This is a genomic window from Micromonospora sp. WMMA1996, assembly GCF_002573675.1.
Lineage (GTDB): Bacteria > Actinomycetota > Actinomycetes > Mycobacteriales > Micromonosporaceae > Micromonospora > Micromonospora sediminicola.
Window position 1 is genome coordinate 3395700 of the sequence record NZ_PDHU01000001.1, and the last position, 17794, is coordinate 3413493.

The window sequence follows — 17794 nt, forward strand, 5'->3', positions numbered from 1 at the left end:
GGGGAGCGTTCGCGCCGAGGCCGCCGTGGCCAGGTCGACCGCGTCGCCGGCGGCCAGCGTGACGTCCGTCGGGACGCGCAGCGGATCAGACGGGCTGCCGGCGGCGGGCCTTCCCGTCCGCGGCCTCCCGGAGGATCTGCAGGTAGGGGCCGAGCTGGTCCTCGCGGAACAGGCCGTCGGTCGCGGTGGCCGGCACGACCGGCAACCGGCCTGTCCGCTCCTTGACGTCGAGCCACTCCCGCAGCTGGGCCGCGATCATGGCCGGTTCGTTGTGCACGACCCCGGCGCCACGGTCGCGCAGCAGCTTCGCCGCCACCCCGCCCTCGTACCCGAGCAGCAGGATGGGACGCCGGGCCTGGAGGTAGTCGAAGATCTTGCCGGTGACGGTGCCGGCGTCGCGGGGGTCGTTCCACATGAGCAGGACGAGCGCGTCGGCGTCCGCCTGGACGCGCCAGGACTTCTCCTGCGAGACCTGCCCGAGGAGGGTGACCGAGTCGGCCACCCCGGCGCGCTCGACGGCGGCGCGGACGATCCCGTGATCCACCCCGGCGAAGACCACGTGCACCCGGGCGGCATCCGGCCCGAGCAGGGCGATCGCGTCGAGCAGCGGACCGGGGTCACGGCGTCCCGGGTAGACGTATCCGGTGTGCGCCAGCGTCAACGTGGCGCGCCCCCGACTGTCACCGAGCGCCCCGGCGTGGGCGGACTCCGCCGGCACGGGCCTGCGGTCGATGCCGTTCATCACCACGCGGGTGTCCACGCCGAACGTCCGCCGGACCGTCTCCGCCAGCGGCTCCGACACGGTCACGCAGGTCGTCACCGACCGCAGGACGCGTCGCTCCAGGCGCTCGTCGACCGCCCGGCGCGGCGCCGACCGCACCCAGTACTCGTTCCCGACGGACCAGAGGTCCCGGTAGTCGGCGACCCAGGGCACGCGCAACCGCCGGGCGATCGACGCCGCGACCAGGAAGCCGGAGAACGGCGGCCCCGACACCAGCACGACGTCGGGCCGCCACCCGTCCGCGGCCTGACGGAACGCGCGCACGGCCGGACGGATCCAGTTGACCTGCGCGTCGGGGACGAGGACCTCCAGACCGGCCCGCACGAGCGCGCGGTTCACTCCGGCCCGGAGCCGGCGCAGTGGCGGCGTGCGTCCGGCGGAACCGCCGTCCGGCGGTGCGGCCGCCGTCGAGGTGGGTCGGGGAATCCGGGGTGCGGGCAGAGCGCGGATCACCTGCGCCTCGGGCAGTGGGGTCCGTTCGCCACCCTGGTCCGCGCCGATGGCGGTCAACACCCGCACGTCCCAACCGTGCTGGTGAGCGAAGGCGGCCAGGGCCGCGGGCCTTCGGGCACCGACCGTCTCCGCGGGTGGAAAGTGATAGGACACGATCAGCAGGCGCCGCGTCGTTCCGGAATCCGCGTGTGTATCGGTCACGATCCGCACTCCGACAAGTCATGGTGAGAGCACCGCATCTCGGCACACTCCTTTCTGGTCGTGCAAAGGATCAACGAGCCTTCTCAGGTGAAGACATGGCAAGAAGGTCAAGCTGCCGCGCCGAGACACCTCAACTCTGTGACACGAGCTGGGGCGCGGAACGCGACTCACGCCCGGCCCGACTGGCCACCGTCACGACCCGGAGCGACATCAGCCAGCCGACGCCGTACGCCAGGGCGCCGGCGACGCCGAACGCCCAGATCGCGGTCAGCGGAGAGCCGCCGAGCAGCGCCACCAACGAAACCGTTCCCGCGACCGCGACCAGACGACCGACGTCCCAGGCGAGTTGCAGCCCCTGACGCTCGAACACGACCAACGTCTGCGAGAGCGGGGACGCGATGAACTGAGCGGCCATGAAGACGGCCATGGCCTGGGCGAAGCTGCCGCTGCTGTGCCACTGCGGCCCGAATATCAGGGAGAACGCCATCGGCGCGCCGACCACGACGGCGAGCGCGCTGACGGCAGCGATCAGCGCCAGCTTCCGGCTCGCGCTCACGAAGACCCTCCGGCTCCCGGCGGGTGCCTCGCGGGCGGTCCGGGCGATCTCCGCCAGATAGACCTGGGCGACGGCAGAGGCCACCAGGGCGGCGGGCATCGCGATCACACGCTGGGTCAGCCCCAACCAACCGGCGACGGTGCTCCCGTACCAGAACGCGATGAGCAGGACGGGCAGCTGGGTACCGAGGATGTTGAGCAGACCGGACGGAGCCATGAGAAGCGGAAACCGTCGATACCGGCGGGCCACCGCCAACAGCCGCGGCCTGTGGTCCGCCGGTGCCGCCGCGCCACGCCGACCGGCGTCCCGGAGGAGGACGACGGCGGCCACCACCTGACCGAACCCGAAGCCGAGTGTCAGTCCGCCGGTACGCAGACCCGCCACTCCGGCCACGATCTGCGTGACCACGACCCCGGCTGACTGGAACAGGTTGCGCCGTCCGATCGCCCCGTACCGACGATGCCGGACGGCGAGTTGGTTGAGCACGAGGACCACACCCATCGCCGCGGCGGAGGGCGGGACCACCCACAGCCAGGGCGCCAGCTCCGGCTGGTCGAACCACCGGGCCACCTCGTCGCCCGCCAGCAGCACCAGGACCGCTCCCAGGCCCCCGGTCGCGCACACCGCGACGAGCCCGAGAGTCACCAGCGCGCGGGCGACGCCATCCCGCTCGGCCAACGGGATCGCCATCTCGAACCGGAGCGCCGCCACCGTGCCGACGGTGACCGCCAACGCGGTGACGACGGTGAGGTGGCCGAAGTCAGCCGGGCGATAGAGCCGGGCCAGCAGCGGCGCAGCCGCCAGGGCGAGAAGTTGCCCGCCCGCGGATCCGGCGGCGACGCTGATGACCCCGCGCCGGCCCGCCGACAGCGTCGGCCGTGCGGAGGTCCGCCACCTCACCCGGCGGCCTTCGACGGTCCGGTCCGCGGACGCGCCCCGGCCTCCCTCGAGGTCGGTACGAGGAATCGCGAGGCGTCGGCACGACCGGTGGCCGAGTGCCGGGCCGGTTGCTCGCCGGCGCGTCGGGACGGGGTCGTCCGGGTCGCTCCGGCCAGGACGAGCACTCCGAGGGCCAGCGCGGCGAACAGGGGACGGTCGCCGTTGACGTCGCCGGACGTCGAGACCGCGACCGCGTAGAACGTCACCAGGGCGAGGGCGAACCCGGCCGCGGCGTCCCGCCGGCTCGACCGCCAGAGGCCGACGGCCACCACCACGACGGCCAGGGCGAAGGCGCCGGCCACCCACCAACCCGACTCCGCCGGTAGCTCGAGCCACAGATTGTGCGGGTAGTTGTGCACCGGCATGTCGGCGTAGTAGCTCCAGTTGCCGAAACCGACGCCGCCGGGGTGCTCGGCGATCATCGGTAGGGTCACGTCGCGCATCGCGGCACGCGCACTGCCGTGCAACTCCTCGCTCGGGTCGACCACGAAGGCGTACACCCTCGGGGGCAGCAACGACGGCAGGGCGATCACGGTCAACACCAGAGCACCCATCAGCGCCAGGCCGACCCATTCGCGTCGGGTCCGTCGGATCTTCAGCCGGAGCCCGGCGAGCACGAGGACGAAGAGGGCCACCACCGCCGCGAGCAGCGGCCCTCGGGAGCCGGTCGCGAACAGGCCGAGAAGGAGCAGCGTCCCCGCGCCCGCGGCCCACCACACGGACAGACGTTTCTGCAGGTACAGCCAGGTGAGCGCCACGATGGCGCCACCGATCGCCCGCGCGACCCAGATCGGATTGGCACCGAACCCGGTCGCCCGGCCGTTCTCCGGATCACCGACCAGGGCGGCGACCGCGAGCACCAGACCCGACACCACGAAGACCGCGGCGAAGGCGTCGACGTCCCGTCGCCCCCGCAGCACCGCGACCGCCAGCGCGGCGAACAGCGTCAGGGTCACCAGGAGGACGAACTTCTGCTGGCCGTACTCCGTCTGAGGCGGCTCGAGGATCGGCGGCAGGGCCAGGATCCCGAAGGTCGCCAACACCCAGAACAGCACCACCCTCGCCCGGGACGGCCGGCTGAGCACCTCGTGCAGGAGCAACGGAACCGCCAGGACCACCGCGGTGATCAGGAGCCCGCGGCCGACCAGCCGCGGAAACAGGTCGAAGTTGAGAAGCGCCACCACGACGACGGCCCGCACCACGACCGAGGCCACGGTGGCTCGCGGCCGTGGCCGCTCCTGCCCGCCCGGCCCGCCCACGGCCGTCGGGACACGGCTGCCGATCATCACCATCTCGCGCGTTCCTTCCGGGCAACGCCGGTTGTCCGACCGGGGACCGAGCCCGCCGGCTGCCGCCTCGTCGTGGCCGGCGCGGCCGCACCGCCCGGGTGCGGGGATCCCGTCACCGGCCGGTAACGGCGGTCGGGCGCCTGTGCTCCGGTCATGCCCGCGTCGGCGCGCCGGCGGGCAGCAGCATGTCCCGGACGTCGGCGAAGCACCGGTTGGCCTCGTCGTAGTCCTCGGGGCGGCCGATGTCGAGCCAGTAGCCGTCGAACTCGTAGCCGGCGGGCGGCTCCCCCCGGCCCAGCAGGTCGAGCACCAGTTGGTCGAACCCGAACGGCTGCCCGACCGGGTAGTGGGCGATGGTGCTCCGGGAGAGCCCGTAGACACCCATGCTCACCCGGTAGTGCAGGACCGGCTTCTCGGCGAACGACGTGATCTTGTCGCCGGCCAGCTCCAGCACCCCGAAGTCGATCTTGACGGTGCGCCGGTAGGTGGCGACCGTCAGCGGCGCGCCCGACCGGGCGTGCGTGGCCAGCAGGTCGGCGTAGTCGAGATCGGTGAGCACGTCGCCGTTCATCACCAGGAAGTGCTCGGGCAGGCGGTGCCGGATCCCGAAGAGCGGACCGATGGTCGACAGCGGCTTGTCCTCCTCGACGTAGTCGACGTTCAGCCCGAACCGGGAGCCGTCGCCGACGAACGCCCGGATCAGCGCGCCGAGGTGGTTGATCGCCAGCGTCACGTGGCTGAAGCCGCGGTCGGCGAGCTGACGCAGCACGATCTCGAGGATCGCGTAGCTCTCCCCGATCGGCACGAGTGGCTTCGGCAGCGTGGAGGTGTAGGGACGCAGTCGAACCCCCGCACCGCCCGCCATGATCACAACATGCATCGACTCTCCACTCGTCCCCCGCTCCACCTCGCGTCCAACGAGCCTGGCCCACGGTTGGGTACGGAAAACACCTGTTCGGGGGGCGTTTCCCGGCGTCGTGCCGTCCGGTAAGCCCGACGGTCCACGCGCCGCTGTGGTGAGCTGTACCGGTGGCGGGCTATGTGTTCGGGCTGGTGCTGCACCCCACCCGCGACGTCTCCGAGGTGGTGGGGACGATCGCGCGCTGGGCGGCGCAGCACGGCAAGACCCTGGCCGTCCGCTGCGAGGACCGGCACCGCGTGCCGACCTCGGTGGAGGCGGTGCCCGCCTGCGACCTGGCCGACCACTGCGACGCGCTGATCAGCATCGGTGGCGACGGCACCATGCTGGGCGCGCTGCGGATGGCCGTCCGCGACCCGAAGCCGGTGCTCGGGGTGCACCTGGGACGGGTGGGGTTCCTGGTCGAGGTGGAGCCGCCGGACCTGCCCCGGGCGCTGGAACGCCTGGTCGCGCGCGACTTCACCATCGAGTCGCACGCCTGCCTGGCCTGCGACGTGTGCGGCGACGACGTGGTGGCGTTCAACGACATCGCGCTGGTCCGCCAGCCCGGCGCCGGTTTCGTCACGGCCACCCTGGCGGTGGACGGCCAGCGGTACGGCTACTACCGGTGCGACGCGCTGGTGGTGAGCACGCCGACCGGCTCGACCGCGTACAGCTACGCCGCCGGCGGGCCGTTGATCTCGCCGGCGACGGAGGCGCTGGTGGTGACGCCGTCGGCCCCGATGGCCGGGATCTCCCGCTCGGTGCTGCTGTCGCCGCACGAGAGCGTGCACCTGGAGCTGCGGCCGGACTCGGCGCCGGTGGCGGTGGAGATGGACGGGTTGCTGATCCGCGAGGCGGCGACCGAGGGTTCGGTGCACGTCCGGTACGTCCCGGACGCCGGTCGGGTGGTCCGCCTCGATCCGCGCCGCTATCAGGAGCGTAACCAGCTCAAGCTGAGCCTGCTGGACCTGCCGCTGCTGCCCGACCAGCTCCGCGAGCTGCTGCCGGACGGGTTGCGGGAGCAGCTCAACCGCCGGGAGCTGCCCCCGCCCCGGTGACGTCTCAGCCGCCGAGCACGCCGTCGACCAGCGACTTGGCCTCCTCCTGGATCCGGGCCAGGTGCTCCGGGCCCTGGAACGACTCGGCGTAGATCTTGTAGACGTCCTCGGTGCCCGACGGCCGGGCGGCGAACCAGCCCGACTCGGTGGTCACCTTCAGCCCACCGATCGCGGCGCCGTTGCCGGGCGCGGTGGTGAGGACGGCGGTGATCGGCTCGCCGGCCAGCTCGGTGGCGGTGACCTGCTCCGGCGAGAGCTTGGCCAGGACGGCCTTCTCCTCGCGGCCCGCCGGGGCGTCGATCCGGGCGTACGCGGGGGCGCCGAAGCGGTCGGCCAGGTCGGCCCAGTGCTCGCTCGGGGTCCGCCCGGTGGTGGCGATGATCTCGGCGGCGAGCAGGCAGAGCAGGATGCCGTCCTTGTCGGTGGTCCAGGTGCTGCCGTCGCGGCGCAGGAAGGACGCGCCGGCGCTCTCCTCGCCGCCGAAGCCGACCGCGCCGTCGAGCAGCCCGGGCACGAACCACTTGAAGCCGACCGGCACCTCCAGCAGCGGCCGGCCCAGGTCGGCCGCGACCCGGTCGATCATCGAGGAGGAGACGAGCGTCTTGCCCACCGCCGCGGCCGGGCCCCACTGATCCCGGGTACGGAACAGGTGGCCGATCGCCACCGCCAGGTAGTGGTTGGGGTTCATCAGCCCGCCGTCCGGGGTGACGATGCCGTGCCGGTCGGCGTCGGCGTCGTTGCCGGTGGAGACCGCGAACCGGTCGCGGGCGGCGATCAGCGAGGCCATCGCGTTCGGCGACGAGCAGTCCATCCGGATCTTGCCGTCGCCGTCCAGCGTCATGAACCGCCAGGTGGGGTCCACGGTCGGGTTGATCACGGTGAGGTCGAGGCGGTGCCGCTCGGCGATCTCCCCCCAGTACGCGACGCTCGCCCCGCCCATCGGGTCGGCGCCGATGCGCACCCCCGCGTCCCGGATCGCGTCGATGTCCAGCGCGGCGGGCAGGTCGTCGACGTAGCGGGCGAGGAAGTCGTACTCCCCGGTGGTGTCGGCGGCGCGGGCCCGCGCGTACGGGATGCGCTTCACCTCCTTGAGCCCGGCGGCGAGGATGGCGTTCGCGCGGTCCTGGATCCACTTCGTGACGTCGGTGTCGGCGGGGCCGCCGTTGGTGGGGTTGTACTTGAAGCCGCCGTCGGACGGCGGGTTGTGCGACGGGGTGATGACGATGCCGTCGGCGAGGGCCGAGGTGCGGCCCCGGTTGTGGGTGAGGATGGCGTGCGACAGGGCCGGGGTGGGCGTGTAGCCGTCCCGGCTGTCGCGCAGCACGGTGACCTCGTTGGCGGCGAGGACCTCCAGCGCGTCGGCCTCGGCGGGCGCGGAGAGCGCGTGGGTGTCGCGGGCGAGGAACAGCGGGCCGTCGAGGCCCTGCTCCCGCCGGTAGTCGCAGAGCGCCTGGGTCACGGCGAGGATGTGGTCGGAGTTGAACGCGTTGCGCAGGCTGGACCCGCGGTGCCCGGACGTGCCGAAGGAGACCTGCTGCGCCGGGTCGCTCGGGTCGGGGTGCTCGGCGTAGTAGGCGGTGACCAGCCGGGGCACGTCGACCAGGTCGGCGGGCTCGGCGGGCTTACCGGCACGGGGGTGGGGCACGACGGGATCCTCCTCGGGGACCGGTGGGACGGGTCAGGGCTCGACGCGCTGACCCTTGCCGATGACGACGATGCCGTTGTCGGACACGGTGTAGCGCTGGCGGTCCTTCTCCAGGTCGACGCCGATCTCGGCGCCTTCCGGAACGTAGACGTTCTTGTCCAGGATCGCGCGGCGGACGACCGCGTGCCGGCCGATCTCGACACCCTCCATCAGGACGGCGCCGTCCACGTGCGCCCACGAGTGGACCTTCACCTTCGGCGACACGATCGAGTTCTCCACCAGCGAGCCGGAGATCACCGAGCCGGGCGAGACCATCGAGCTGACCGCCCGGCCGACCCGCTCGCCCCAGGCGTGCACGAACTTGGCCGGCGGGTACGGCGGCTGCTCGGTGTAGATCGGCCAGTCGAAGTTGTAGAGGTTGAACACCGGGTGCACGTTGATCAGGTCCATGTGGGCGTCGTAGAACGAGTCGAGCGTCCCGACGTCGCGCCAGTAGCCGCGGTCCCGGTCGGTGCTGCCCGGCACCTCGTTGTCCTTGAAGTCGTAGACGTTGGCCTCGCCCCGCTCGACCAGCATCGGGATGATGCTGCCGCCCATGTCGTGCTTGCTGGTCTTGTCCTCCGCGTCGCGCTCGACCGCCTCGCAGAGCGCCCGGGTGGAGAAGACGTAGTTGCCCATCGAGGCGTAGATCTGGTCCGGCGCGTCGGGCAGCCCGACCGCGTCGGTGGGCTTCTCGCGGAACGCCCGGATCCGCCGGCCGTCCTCGCCGACCTCGATCACGCCGAACTGGTCGGCCATCGACAGCGGCTGGCGGATGCCGGCCACTGTCACCCCGGCGCCGGAGGCGATGTGGTCCTCCACCATCTGCCGGGGGTCCATCCGGTAGATGTGGTCGGCGCCGAAGACGATCACGTGGTCGGGCTGCTCGTCGTTGATCAGGTTGAAACTCTGGTAGATGGCGTCGGCCGAGCCGGCGAACCACCACGGGCCGCGCCGCTGCTGGGCGGGCACCGGGGTGACGTAGTTGCCGAGCAGCGTCGACATCCGCCAGGTCTTGGTGATGTGACGGTCCAGCGAGTGGGACTTGTACTGGGTCAGCACGACGATCTTGAGAAAGCCGGCGTTCGCCAGGTTGGAGAGGACGAAGTCGACCATGCGGTACATCCCGCCGAAGGGGACGGCCGGCTTCGCCCGGTCGGTGGTCAGGGGCATCAGGCGCTTGCCCTCCCCGCCGGCCAGGACGATCGCGAGCACCTTGGCAGCCATGGTCAGACGCTATCCACCCCGCCGCGACTTCACCACTCGGACGCCCACACTTGCGCACCGGGTGCGATCCGGCGCTCTGCACTAGGGTGCGGGCATGGCACCGATGCGCGTCGACCTGCTCACCCGTGAATACCCGCCGGAGGTGTACGGCGGGGCCGGGGTGCACGTGGAATACCTGGCCCGTGAGCTGCGCCGACTCGCCGACGTGCGGGTGCACTGCTTCGGCGCGCCGCGGGACGAGGCGGGCGTCACCGCGTACGCCGAGCCGGCCGCGCTGGCCGGTGCGAACGCGGCGCTGCGCGTCATGGGTGTCGACCTGGAGATGGCCGCCGGGGCCGTCGGCACCGACGTGGTGCACAGCCACACCTGGTACGCCAACCTCGCCGGGCACACCGCCAAGCTGCTGCACGGGGTGCCGCACGTGGTGACCGCGCACAGCCTGGAGCCGCTGCGCCCGTGGAAGGCCGAGCAGCTCGGCGGCGGGTACGCGCTCTCCTCCTGGTGCGAGCGGACCGCGTTCGAGGCCGCCGACGCGATCGTCGCGGTGAGCGCGGGGATGCGGCGGGACGTGCTCACCGCGTACCCGGCGGTGAACCCGGACCGGGTGCGGGTGGTCTACAACGGCATCGACACCGCGCAGTACGCCCCGGACCACGGCACGGACGTGCTCGACCGGCTCGGCATCGACCCGGGGAGGCCCAGCGTGGTCTACGTCGGGCGGATCACCCGGCAGAAGGGCCTGCCGTACCTGCTGCGGGCGGCCCGGGAGCTGCCCGCCGACACGCAGCTGGTGCTGCTGGCCGGCGCGCCGGACACGCCGGAGATCGGCGCCGAGGTGGAGGAGCTGGCCGCCGAGCTGCGGGCGACGCGCTCGGGGGTGGTCTGGGTGGCGGCCATGCTGCCCAAGCACGAGGTGATCCAGGTGCTCACGCACGCCACGATCTTCGTCTGCCCGTCCGTCTACGAGCCGATGGGCATCGTCAACCTGGAGGCGATGGCCTGCGAGACGGCCGTGGTGGCCACCGCCACCGGCGGCATCCCCGAGGTGGTCGCGGACGGCGAGACCGGGCTGCTGGTGCCGATCGAGCAGGCCGGCGACGGCTCGGGCACCCCGCTGGACCCGGAGCGCTTCGTGGCCGACCTGGCGGCGCGGATGAACGAGCTGCTGGCCGACCCGGACCGGATCGCCGCGTTCGGCGCGGCGGGGCGGCGGCGGGCGGTCGAGCACTTCTCCTGGGACGCGGTCGCCCGGCAGACGCTCGAGGTGTACCGCTCGGTGGGGGCGTAAGGAAGGGCCCCTTCTTAACGCCTCCGGTAGAGGAAGGGCCCCTTCTTAACAGCCCGCCAGCGGCACGCCGCGGACGTCGCCCGGTCGCGGCCGGCGGCGGATACAGTCGCCGGGATGTCGGATGCGATCTTCACCCATCCTCGACTCGCGCCGGTCTACGACGCGTTCGACGGCGACCGGGACGACCTGGACGCGTACCTCGCCATCGCCGACGAGCTGGACGCCCGCGTGGTGCTCGACCTCGGGTGCGGCACCGGGAACCTGGCCCTCCTGCTCGCCCGGCACGGCCGTACCGTCGTGGGCGTCGACCCGGCCGAGGCGTCGCTGGACGTCGCGCGGGCGAAGGACGGCGCGGACCGGGTCCGCTGGATCCGCGGCGACGCCACCACGCTGCCGCCGCTGCGCGCCGACCTGGCCACGATGACCGGGAACGTGGCGCAGGTCTTCCGCACCGACGACGACTGGGAGCGGACCCTGCGGGGCGTGCACGCCGCGCTGCGCCCCGGCGGTCACCTCGTGTTCGAGACCCGCCGCCCGGGGCGCCGCGCCTGGGAGGAGTGGGCGGACACCGCGCCCGTCACCCGGGACGTGCCGGGCGTCGGGCCGGTGGAACAGCGCCTCGAGGTCACCGTGGTCGACCTGCCGCTGGTGTCCTTCCGGTACACGTACCGGTTCCTGACCGACGGCGTGACCCTCACGTCGGACTCCACGCTGCGGTTCCGCGACCGCGACGAGGTCGAGGCGAGCCTGACCTCGACCGGCTACCGGGTGACAGACGTGCGGGAGGCGCCCGACCGCCCCGGCCGGGAGTTCGTGTTCGTCGCGCACCGTGTGGACCAGCCGCTCGGGTGCAACGCCACGGGTGGGTCGGCGCCCGTTTGACACCCGTGCCGTCGCACCCGCCGAGCACCACGCACAGGGCGGCGGAAGGGGTGCATCCAGGGCGCAGCCGAGCGCGAGAGGATCTCGCGCAGTAGGTTGAGCGGGTGACTGGACGGTTCCCGATCGAAGACGTCTCCCCCGTCGTCTCCTGCGGTCGCTACCCGGCCAAGGCGGTGGTCGGTGAGCTGGTGCCGGTGTCGGCCCGGGCCTACCGCGAGGGCCACGACGCGCTGGGCTGCAACGTGGTCTGGCGCGGCCCGGACGGCGACGCCCGCCCGTTCACCCGGATGCGGCCCGGCGAGCCGGGCCAGGACCGGTGGCACGCCACCATCCGGCCGGACGCGGTCGGCGAGTGGCGGTTCACCGTGGAGGCGTTCCAGGATCCCTACCTGACCTGGCAAAACGCGGTCACCAAGAAGCTCGCCGCCGGCCAGGGCGCGGCCGAGCTGGCCAACGACCTGGCCGAGGGCGTCCGGGTGCTGACCGCCGCGCTCGCCCTGGTGCCGAAGGCCGACCGGGACCGCGTACGCGAAGCCGTGACGACGCTGGGTGACGACGGCCTGGAGCTGCCGCGGCGGGTGAGCCCGGCGCTCGACCTGGCCGACCTGCTCTGGGAGCACCCGGTCCGCGAGCTGGTCACCGCCGGCGACGAGCGGACCCTGTGGGTGGACCGGCCCCGGGCGCTCTTCTCCGCCTGGTACGAGTTCTTCCCCCGCTCCGAGGGCGCGATCCCGGCCACCGCCGACGCGCCCGCCCGCTCCGGCACGTTCGCCACCGCCGTCGACCGCCTGCCCGGCGTCGCGGCGATGGGCTTCGACGTGCTCTACCTGCCGCCGATCCACCCGATCGGCCGGGTCAACCGCAAGGGCCGCAACAACGCGCTCACCGCCGGGCCGGACGACGTCGGCTCGCCGTGGGCGATCGGCGCGGCCGAGGGCGGCCACGACGCCATCCACCCCGACCTGGGTACGCCGGAGGACTTCCGCGACTTCGTCGCGGCCGCCGCCGAGCAGGGCCTGGAGGTGGCGATGGACCTGGCGTTGCAGTGCGCGCCGGACCACCCGTGGGTCACCGAACACCCGGAGTGGTTCACCACCCGGGCCGACGGCAGCATCGCCTACGCGGAGAACCCGCCGAAGAAATACCAGGACATCTATCCGCTGAACTTCGACAACGACCCCGAGGGCATCCGGGCCGAGGTGCTGCGGGTGGTGCTGCACTGGGTCGGCGAGGGCGTGAAGATCTTCCGGGTCGACAACCCGCACACCAAGCCGTTCGACTTCTGGCACTGGCTCATCGCCGAGGTCAAGAGCGTGGACCCGGACGTGCTCTTCCTCGCCGAGGCGTTCACCCGGCCCGCGATCATGCACGGGCTCGGCAAGATCGGCTTCACCCAGTCGTACACCTACTTCACCTGGCGCACGACGGCGGCCGAGATGCGGGAGTACTGCGAGGAGCTGGTCGCCTCCGCCGACTGGATGCGCCCGAACTTCTGGCCCAACACGCCGGACATCCTGCACTCGTCGTTGCAGCACGGCGGGCCGCCGATGTTCAAGATCCGGGCGGTGCTGGCGGCACTGCTCTCCCCCTCCTGGGGCATGTACGCCGGCTTCGAGCTGTTCGAGCACGTCGCCCGCCCCGGCGCCGAGGAGTACCTGGACAACGAGAAGTACGAGCTGCGGCCCCGGGACTGGGACGGCGCGCTGGCGCAGGGGCGGTCACTGGCGCCGTTCATCAGCACGCTGAACCGGGTCCGCCGGGACAACCCGGCCCTGCACCAGCTGCGCAACCTGCGCTTCCACGACATCGACAACCCGGCGCTGCTCTGCTGGTCCAAGCACGACCCGGAGAGCGGCAACACGGTGATCGTGGTCTGCTCGTTCGACTCCCGCACCGTGCAGTGGGGCAACACCACGCTCGACATGCCGGCGCTCGGCTTCGACTGGCACGAGCGGTTCACCGTGCACGACGAGCTGACCGGCGCCGGGTACGACTGGGGGCAGCGCAACGCGGTGCGCCTCGACCCGTACCTGCAACCGGCGCACGTGCTCACCGTGCGCCGCCCGGCGCCACCGGCCGCCGCCGAGCCGGAGCACCCGGCCGCGCCGGACCTGACCGTCGAAGACGTACCCGCCGACCTCTCCGGCGGCACCGCCCCGACCGCACCCGCCGACAAGGACGACGCACGATGGACCAGCTGATCGCCGGCGAGGTACACGACCCGCACGCCGTGCTCGGCGCGCACCCGGCCGACGGGAACACCACGATCCGGACGCTGCGCCGGGGCGCGGGCGAGGTGACGGTGCTCGTCGACGGCGAGCGGCACCCGACGAAGCGGGTGCACCACGTCGGCGTCTTCGAGGCGGTGCTCCCCGGCGAGGTGCTCGACTACCGGGTCGAGGTGGACGGCACCACGCACGACGACCCGTACCGGTATCCGCCCACGCTCGGCGAGCTGGACCTGCACCTGATCGGCGAGGGACGGCACGAGCGACTCTGGGCGGCGCTCGGCGCCCGGGTCTTCGACGAGGGCGTGGCGTTCACCGTCTGGGCGCCCAACGCCCGCGGCGTGCGGCTCGTCGGCGACGTCACCGGCTGGGGCGCGGACGACGGCTGGCCGATGCGCTCGCTCGGCTCCAGCGGCGTGTGGGAGATCTTCGTGCCCGGCATGCCGGCCGGCAGCCGGTACAAGTACCGCGTGCTCGGCGCCGACGGCCGGTGGCGGGACAAGGCCGACCCGATGGCCGCCCGCACCGAGGTGCCGCCGGCCACCGCGTCGGTGGTCCACGAGTCACGGTACGAGTGGAACGACGCCGACTGGCTGGAGCGGCGGGCGAGGCGGCAGCCGCACCAGGAGCCGATGAGCGTGTACGAGGTGCACCTGGGCTCCTGGCGCCCCGGCCTGAGCTACCGGGAGCTGGCCGAGCAGCTCACCGCGTACGTGCTCGAGACGGGCTTCACCCACGTGGAGTTCCTGCCGGTGATGGAACACCCGTTCGGCGGCTCGTGGGGCTACCAGGTCACCGGCTACTACGCGCCCACCGCCCGGTTCGGCGACCCGGACGACTTCCGCCACCTGGTCGACCGGCTGCACGCCGCCGGCATCGGCGTGATCCTCGACTGGGTGCCGGCGCACTTCCCCAAGGACGAGTGGGCCCTGGCCCGCTTCGACGGCACCCCGCTCTACGAGCACCCCGACCCGCGCCGCGGCGAACACCCCGACTGGGGTACGTACGTCTTCGACTTCGGTCGGAACGAGGTCCGCAACTTCCTGGTCGCCAACGCGCTCTACTGGCTCGACGAGTTCCACGTCGACGGGCTCCGGGTCGACGCGGTCGCCTCGATGCTCTACCTCGACTATTCCCGCGAGGAGGGGCAGTGGGCCCCGAACGTGCACGGGGGCCGGGAGAACCTGGAGGCCATCGCGTTCCTCCAGGAGGTCAACGCCACGGTCTACCGGCACCACCCGGGCGTGCTCATGATCGCCGAGGAGTCCACCGCGTGGCCGGGCGTCACCAGGCCGACCTCCGACGGCGGGCTCGGGTTCGGGTTCAAGTGGAACATGGGCTGGATGCACGACACCCTGCTCTACACCTCGAAGGACCCGATCTACCGGCAGCACCACCACCACCAGCTCACGTTCTCCCTCGCCTACGCCTGGAGCGAGAACTACGTGCTGCCGATCAGCCACGACGAGGTGGTGCACGGCAAGGGGTCGCTGACCGGCAAGATGCCCGGCGACACCTGGCAGCGGCTGGCGAACGTGCGGGCGCTGCTGGCGTACATGTGGGCGCACCCCGGCAAGCAGTTGCTCTTCATGGGCTGCGAACTCGCCGACGACCGCGAGTGGAGCGAGGAGCGCGGCCTCGACTGGTACCTGCTGCACGACCCGGCACGCGCCGGGGTGCAGCGCCTGGTCGCGGACCTGAACCGCGCCTACCGGGCCACGCCGGCGCTGTGGGCGCAGGACACCGACCCGGCCGGCTTCCGCTGGATCGCCGGCGACGACGTGGCCAACAACGCGGTCTCGTTCATCCGGATCGCCCCGGACGGCCAGACCCTGGTCTGCGTGGCCAACTTCTCCGCCCTGCCGCTGGACGACTACCGGATCGGCCTGCCCGCCGGTGGGACGTGGACCGAGGCGCTCAACACCGACGCGCACCACTACGGCGGGTCCGGGGTGGGCAACCTGGGCGCGGTGCACGCGGAGAACGTGCCGTGGCACGGGATGCCGGCGTCGGCGGCGCTGCGGGTGCCGCCGCTGGGCGTGCTCTGGCTCCGCCGGGACTGACTCCCGTTTTTCGCGATATGACGCTGGGTCATAATTATGACTCAGTGTCATATCCGATCCAGGTGATCCCTCGTCGATGTCCATCACGATGAGTGACGTAATCCGCGCCGCAGCATCACTCCGGGTCGAGATCGGACGCTCCCCCATCCGCCCGCCTGAACCGGCACCGGCCGGCTCCCCGTATCCCCGTACGGATGCCGGACACCCGTGACGACGAGGCGGAGGAGCTTCGATGGCGTGGAGCAGGGGCACAACCAGGCGGCGCAGGGCGACGGCGGGCCCGTCCCGCAACCGGAAGATCGCCGGCGGGGTGGCGTTGGCGCTGACGGCGGGGGCGGCGTTCGCGGTCGCCACCGGCACCGGCCAGGCGGCCGAGAGCTGCGCCGGCCTGGACGGCGCGCTGCGCAACAACCTCACCTTCATCGCCGACCAGCGCCGCGACCCGGACGCCAACTCGGCCGACCGGATCGCCAACCGGCTGGCGGTGGTCGACCTGATCCGGCAACGGCGTGCCGCGGCCGGCTGCGCCGGCACGATCGAGGTGGCCGGCGCCACCTGCCCGGGCGTGCCCTGGGAGCAGGCCATGGCGGTCGAACTCGACCGGGCCTGGGCGGTCACCGAGCAGATGCGCGGCGAACGCTCCGGGCAGCTGGTCGACCCGCAGCTGACCCAGGCCCGGGTCCAGCGGCTCGGTGGCATCTTCGGCGGCATCCGGGGCATCGCGCGGGGCGCCCAGCAGGCGCAGGCCGGCGCCGGCGCCGCCGGTCCCGACGCTGGTGGTGGCGCCGGCGCAACCGGAGGCGGTGCGGCCGGTGCCGGTGCGGCCGGCCCGGGTGCTGGCGCGGTGGGTGGTGCGGGACGGGCCGCCGGCATCATCAACGCCGTCGGGGGCCTCATCGGCCAGATCGCCGGGATCGTGCAGGCCGCCCGGGCCGCCCGCCAGCAGAAGCAGCAGGCCGCCGGACAGGACGGTCAACAGGGCGGCGCGGCCCAGGACGGCGCGCAACAGGGCGGCGCGGCCCAGGACGACCCCCAGACCGGCGCGAACGACCAGACCGGCGCAAACGACCAGACCGGCGCGAACGACCAGACCGGCGCGAACGACCAAGCCGGCACGAACGACCAAGCCGGCACGAACGACCAAGCCGGCACGAACGACCAAGCCGGCACGAGCGATCAGGGCGCCGGGGGTGAGCAGGCTGGCGCGGGTGAGCAGGCTGGCGCGGGTGAGCAGGCCGGCGCGGGTGAGCAGGCCGGCGCGGCCGGTGACGGCGGACAGCAGGGCGCGGCCGGTGAGCAGGCGGGCGACGCCGGGGACCGGGTGGCGCAGCGGATCCAGCAGATCCGGGCGCGGATCCAGCAGCTACGGGCTCTGATCCAGCAGATCCGCGCTGCCCGCCAGGCCGCCCGCGATCAGGGCGCGGGCCCGAACCAGGGCGCAGACCCGAACCAGGGCGCGGACCAGAACCCGGGCGACGCGGCAGGCGCAGCCGGAGACCAGGACGGAAACGCGGCGGGCGGGCAGCCGGGCGCCGATGCCGGCCTCGCCCCGGGCCAGGACCAGAGCGCCGAGCAGAGCCAGGCGGACAAGAGCCCGGCGGACCAGGGCGGCCAAGACCAGGGCGGCCAGGACCAGGGCGGCCAGGACCAGGGCGGCCAGGACCAGGGCGGCCAGGACGAGGGCGGCCAGGACGAGGGCGGCCAGGACCAGGCAGGCCAGAAACAAGGACAGGCAGGTCAGGGACAGGCTGGCCAGGTGTATCAGGTGGCCGACCCACGCGTGCCCGGCTGTGCCCCCGGCGACCCCGGATCGGACGCCGTCACCCCCGCATCCGCCCCGCCGACCCGCTGACCCCTGACGTCGATCATGAGGTTGGCGGCACTCTAGAAGATCCACAAGGCCGTCAACCTCATGATCGACGCGGCGGAGGTTGCGATCTTGGTACGAAATGGTCCCTCTGGGGGCCATTTCGTACCAAGATCTCGGGGCTTCTCAGATTTTGGATTGGTGGTCTCGATAGGTGGGTGCAGTGGGGTCGGACGAGCAGTGGCCGGCTCGCGGAGAGCGCGGTCCGGGCCTCACCACCGCGGCGAGCCTCACCCGTCCCAGCGAGAGCCACCGCGGACCAACGCGGACCACTGCGGACCAACGCGGACCACTGCGGACCAACGCGGACCACCGCGGACCACCGCGAACCACCGCGGACCACCGAGGACCACTGCGGGCCACCGCGGACCCCGAGC

The 17794-nt window shown here is 72.6% G+C and carries 12 protein-coding genes; 6 read left to right on the forward strand and 6 right to left on the reverse strand.

The features are described 5' to 3' along the window. Positions 1–85: 85 nt before the first annotated feature. The 4 genes from COO58_RS15535 to COO58_RS15550 all read right to left on the reverse strand — a co-directional run bounded on the left by COO58_RS15535 (position 86) and on the right by COO58_RS15550 (position 5099). Positions 86–1444 (reverse strand): glycosyltransferase, encoded by a 1359-nt coding sequence (locus tag COO58_RS15535; RefSeq protein WP_091578518.1) that lies wholly within the window; start codon positions 1442–1444, stop codon positions 86–88. A 121-nt stretch (positions 1445–1565) separates the two neighbouring features. Then, positions 1566–2891 carry a lipopolysaccharide biosynthesis protein gene (locus COO58_RS15540; protein ID WP_176558820.1) on the reverse strand — a complete coding sequence of 442 codons (1326 nt, stop codon included), beginning with the start codon at positions 2889–2891 and terminating at the stop codon, positions 1566–1568. Then, complete coding sequence (locus tag COO58_RS15545) at positions 2888–4144, reverse strand: O-antigen ligase (protein WP_141561899.1); 1257 nt, start codon at positions 4142–4144, stop codon at positions 2888–2890. Before COO58_RS15545 ends, COO58_RS15540 begins: the two co-directional genes overlap by 4 nt. Before the next feature lie 226 nt (positions 4145–4370). Then, the gene (locus tag COO58_RS15550; protein ID WP_091578527.1) at positions 4371–5099 is read right to left on the reverse strand and encodes a sugar phosphate nucleotidyltransferase; all 729 of its coding nucleotides are present in this window, start codon (positions 5097–5099) and stop codon (positions 4371–4373) included. 149 nt (positions 5100–5248) lie between these two features. Here COO58_RS15550 and COO58_RS15555 point away from each other — a divergent pair, with 149 nt between their 5' ends. Next, positions 5249–6178, forward strand: coding sequence for an NAD(+)/NADH kinase (locus tag COO58_RS15555; RefSeq protein ID WP_091578530.1), 930 nt, complete (start codon positions 5249–5251; stop codon positions 6176–6178). Between the two features lie 4 nt (positions 6179–6182). On the opposite strand, the gene pgm is transcribed toward COO58_RS15555, so the two are convergent. Beyond that, the gene (pgm, locus tag COO58_RS15560; RefSeq protein ID WP_098745476.1) at positions 6183–7823 is read right to left on the reverse strand and encodes a phosphoglucomutase (alpha-D-glucose-1,6-bisphosphate-dependent); all 1641 of its coding nucleotides are present in this window, start codon (positions 7821–7823) and stop codon (positions 6183–6185) included. 33 nt (positions 7824–7856) lie between these two features. Continuing rightward, complete coding sequence (gene glgC / locus COO58_RS15565) at positions 7857–9089, reverse strand: glucose-1-phosphate adenylyltransferase (RefSeq protein ID WP_091578535.1); 1233 nt, start codon at positions 9087–9089, stop codon at positions 7857–7859. Between the two features lie 94 nt (positions 9090–9183). Between glgC and glgA the strand changes: the two genes are divergently transcribed. From glgA to COO58_RS30225, 5 genes are all read left to right on the forward strand, one after another. After that, positions 9184–10377, forward strand: coding sequence for a glycogen synthase (gene glgA / locus COO58_RS15570; RefSeq protein ID WP_098745478.1), 1194 nt, complete (start codon positions 9184–9186; stop codon positions 10375–10377). Positions 10378–10491: 114 nt separating this feature from the next. After that, positions 10492–11259 carry a class I SAM-dependent methyltransferase gene (locus tag COO58_RS15575; protein WP_091578541.1) on the forward strand — a complete coding sequence of 256 codons (768 nt, stop codon included), beginning with the start codon at positions 10492–10494 and terminating at the stop codon, positions 11257–11259. A gap of 104 nt (positions 11260–11363) precedes the next feature. Beyond that, a complete protein-coding gene (locus COO58_RS15580) occupies positions 11364–13460 on the forward strand; it encodes an alpha-1,4-glucan--maltose-1-phosphate maltosyltransferase (protein WP_098745479.1) in 2097 nt (698 codons plus the stop codon). Beyond that, positions 13448–15550, forward strand: a complete 2103-nt coding sequence (gene glgB, locus COO58_RS15585) for a 1,4-alpha-glucan branching protein GlgB (protein WP_098745481.1) — start codon at positions 13448–13450, stop codon at positions 15548–15550. Before COO58_RS15580 ends, glgB begins: the two co-directional genes overlap by 13 nt. Before the next feature lie 232 nt (positions 15551–15782). Further along, positions 15783–17402, forward strand: a complete 1620-nt coding sequence (locus COO58_RS30225; RefSeq protein ID WP_176558821.1) for a hypothetical protein — start codon at positions 15783–15785, stop codon at positions 17400–17402. The last annotated feature ends 392 nt before the right edge of the window (positions 17403–17794 follow it).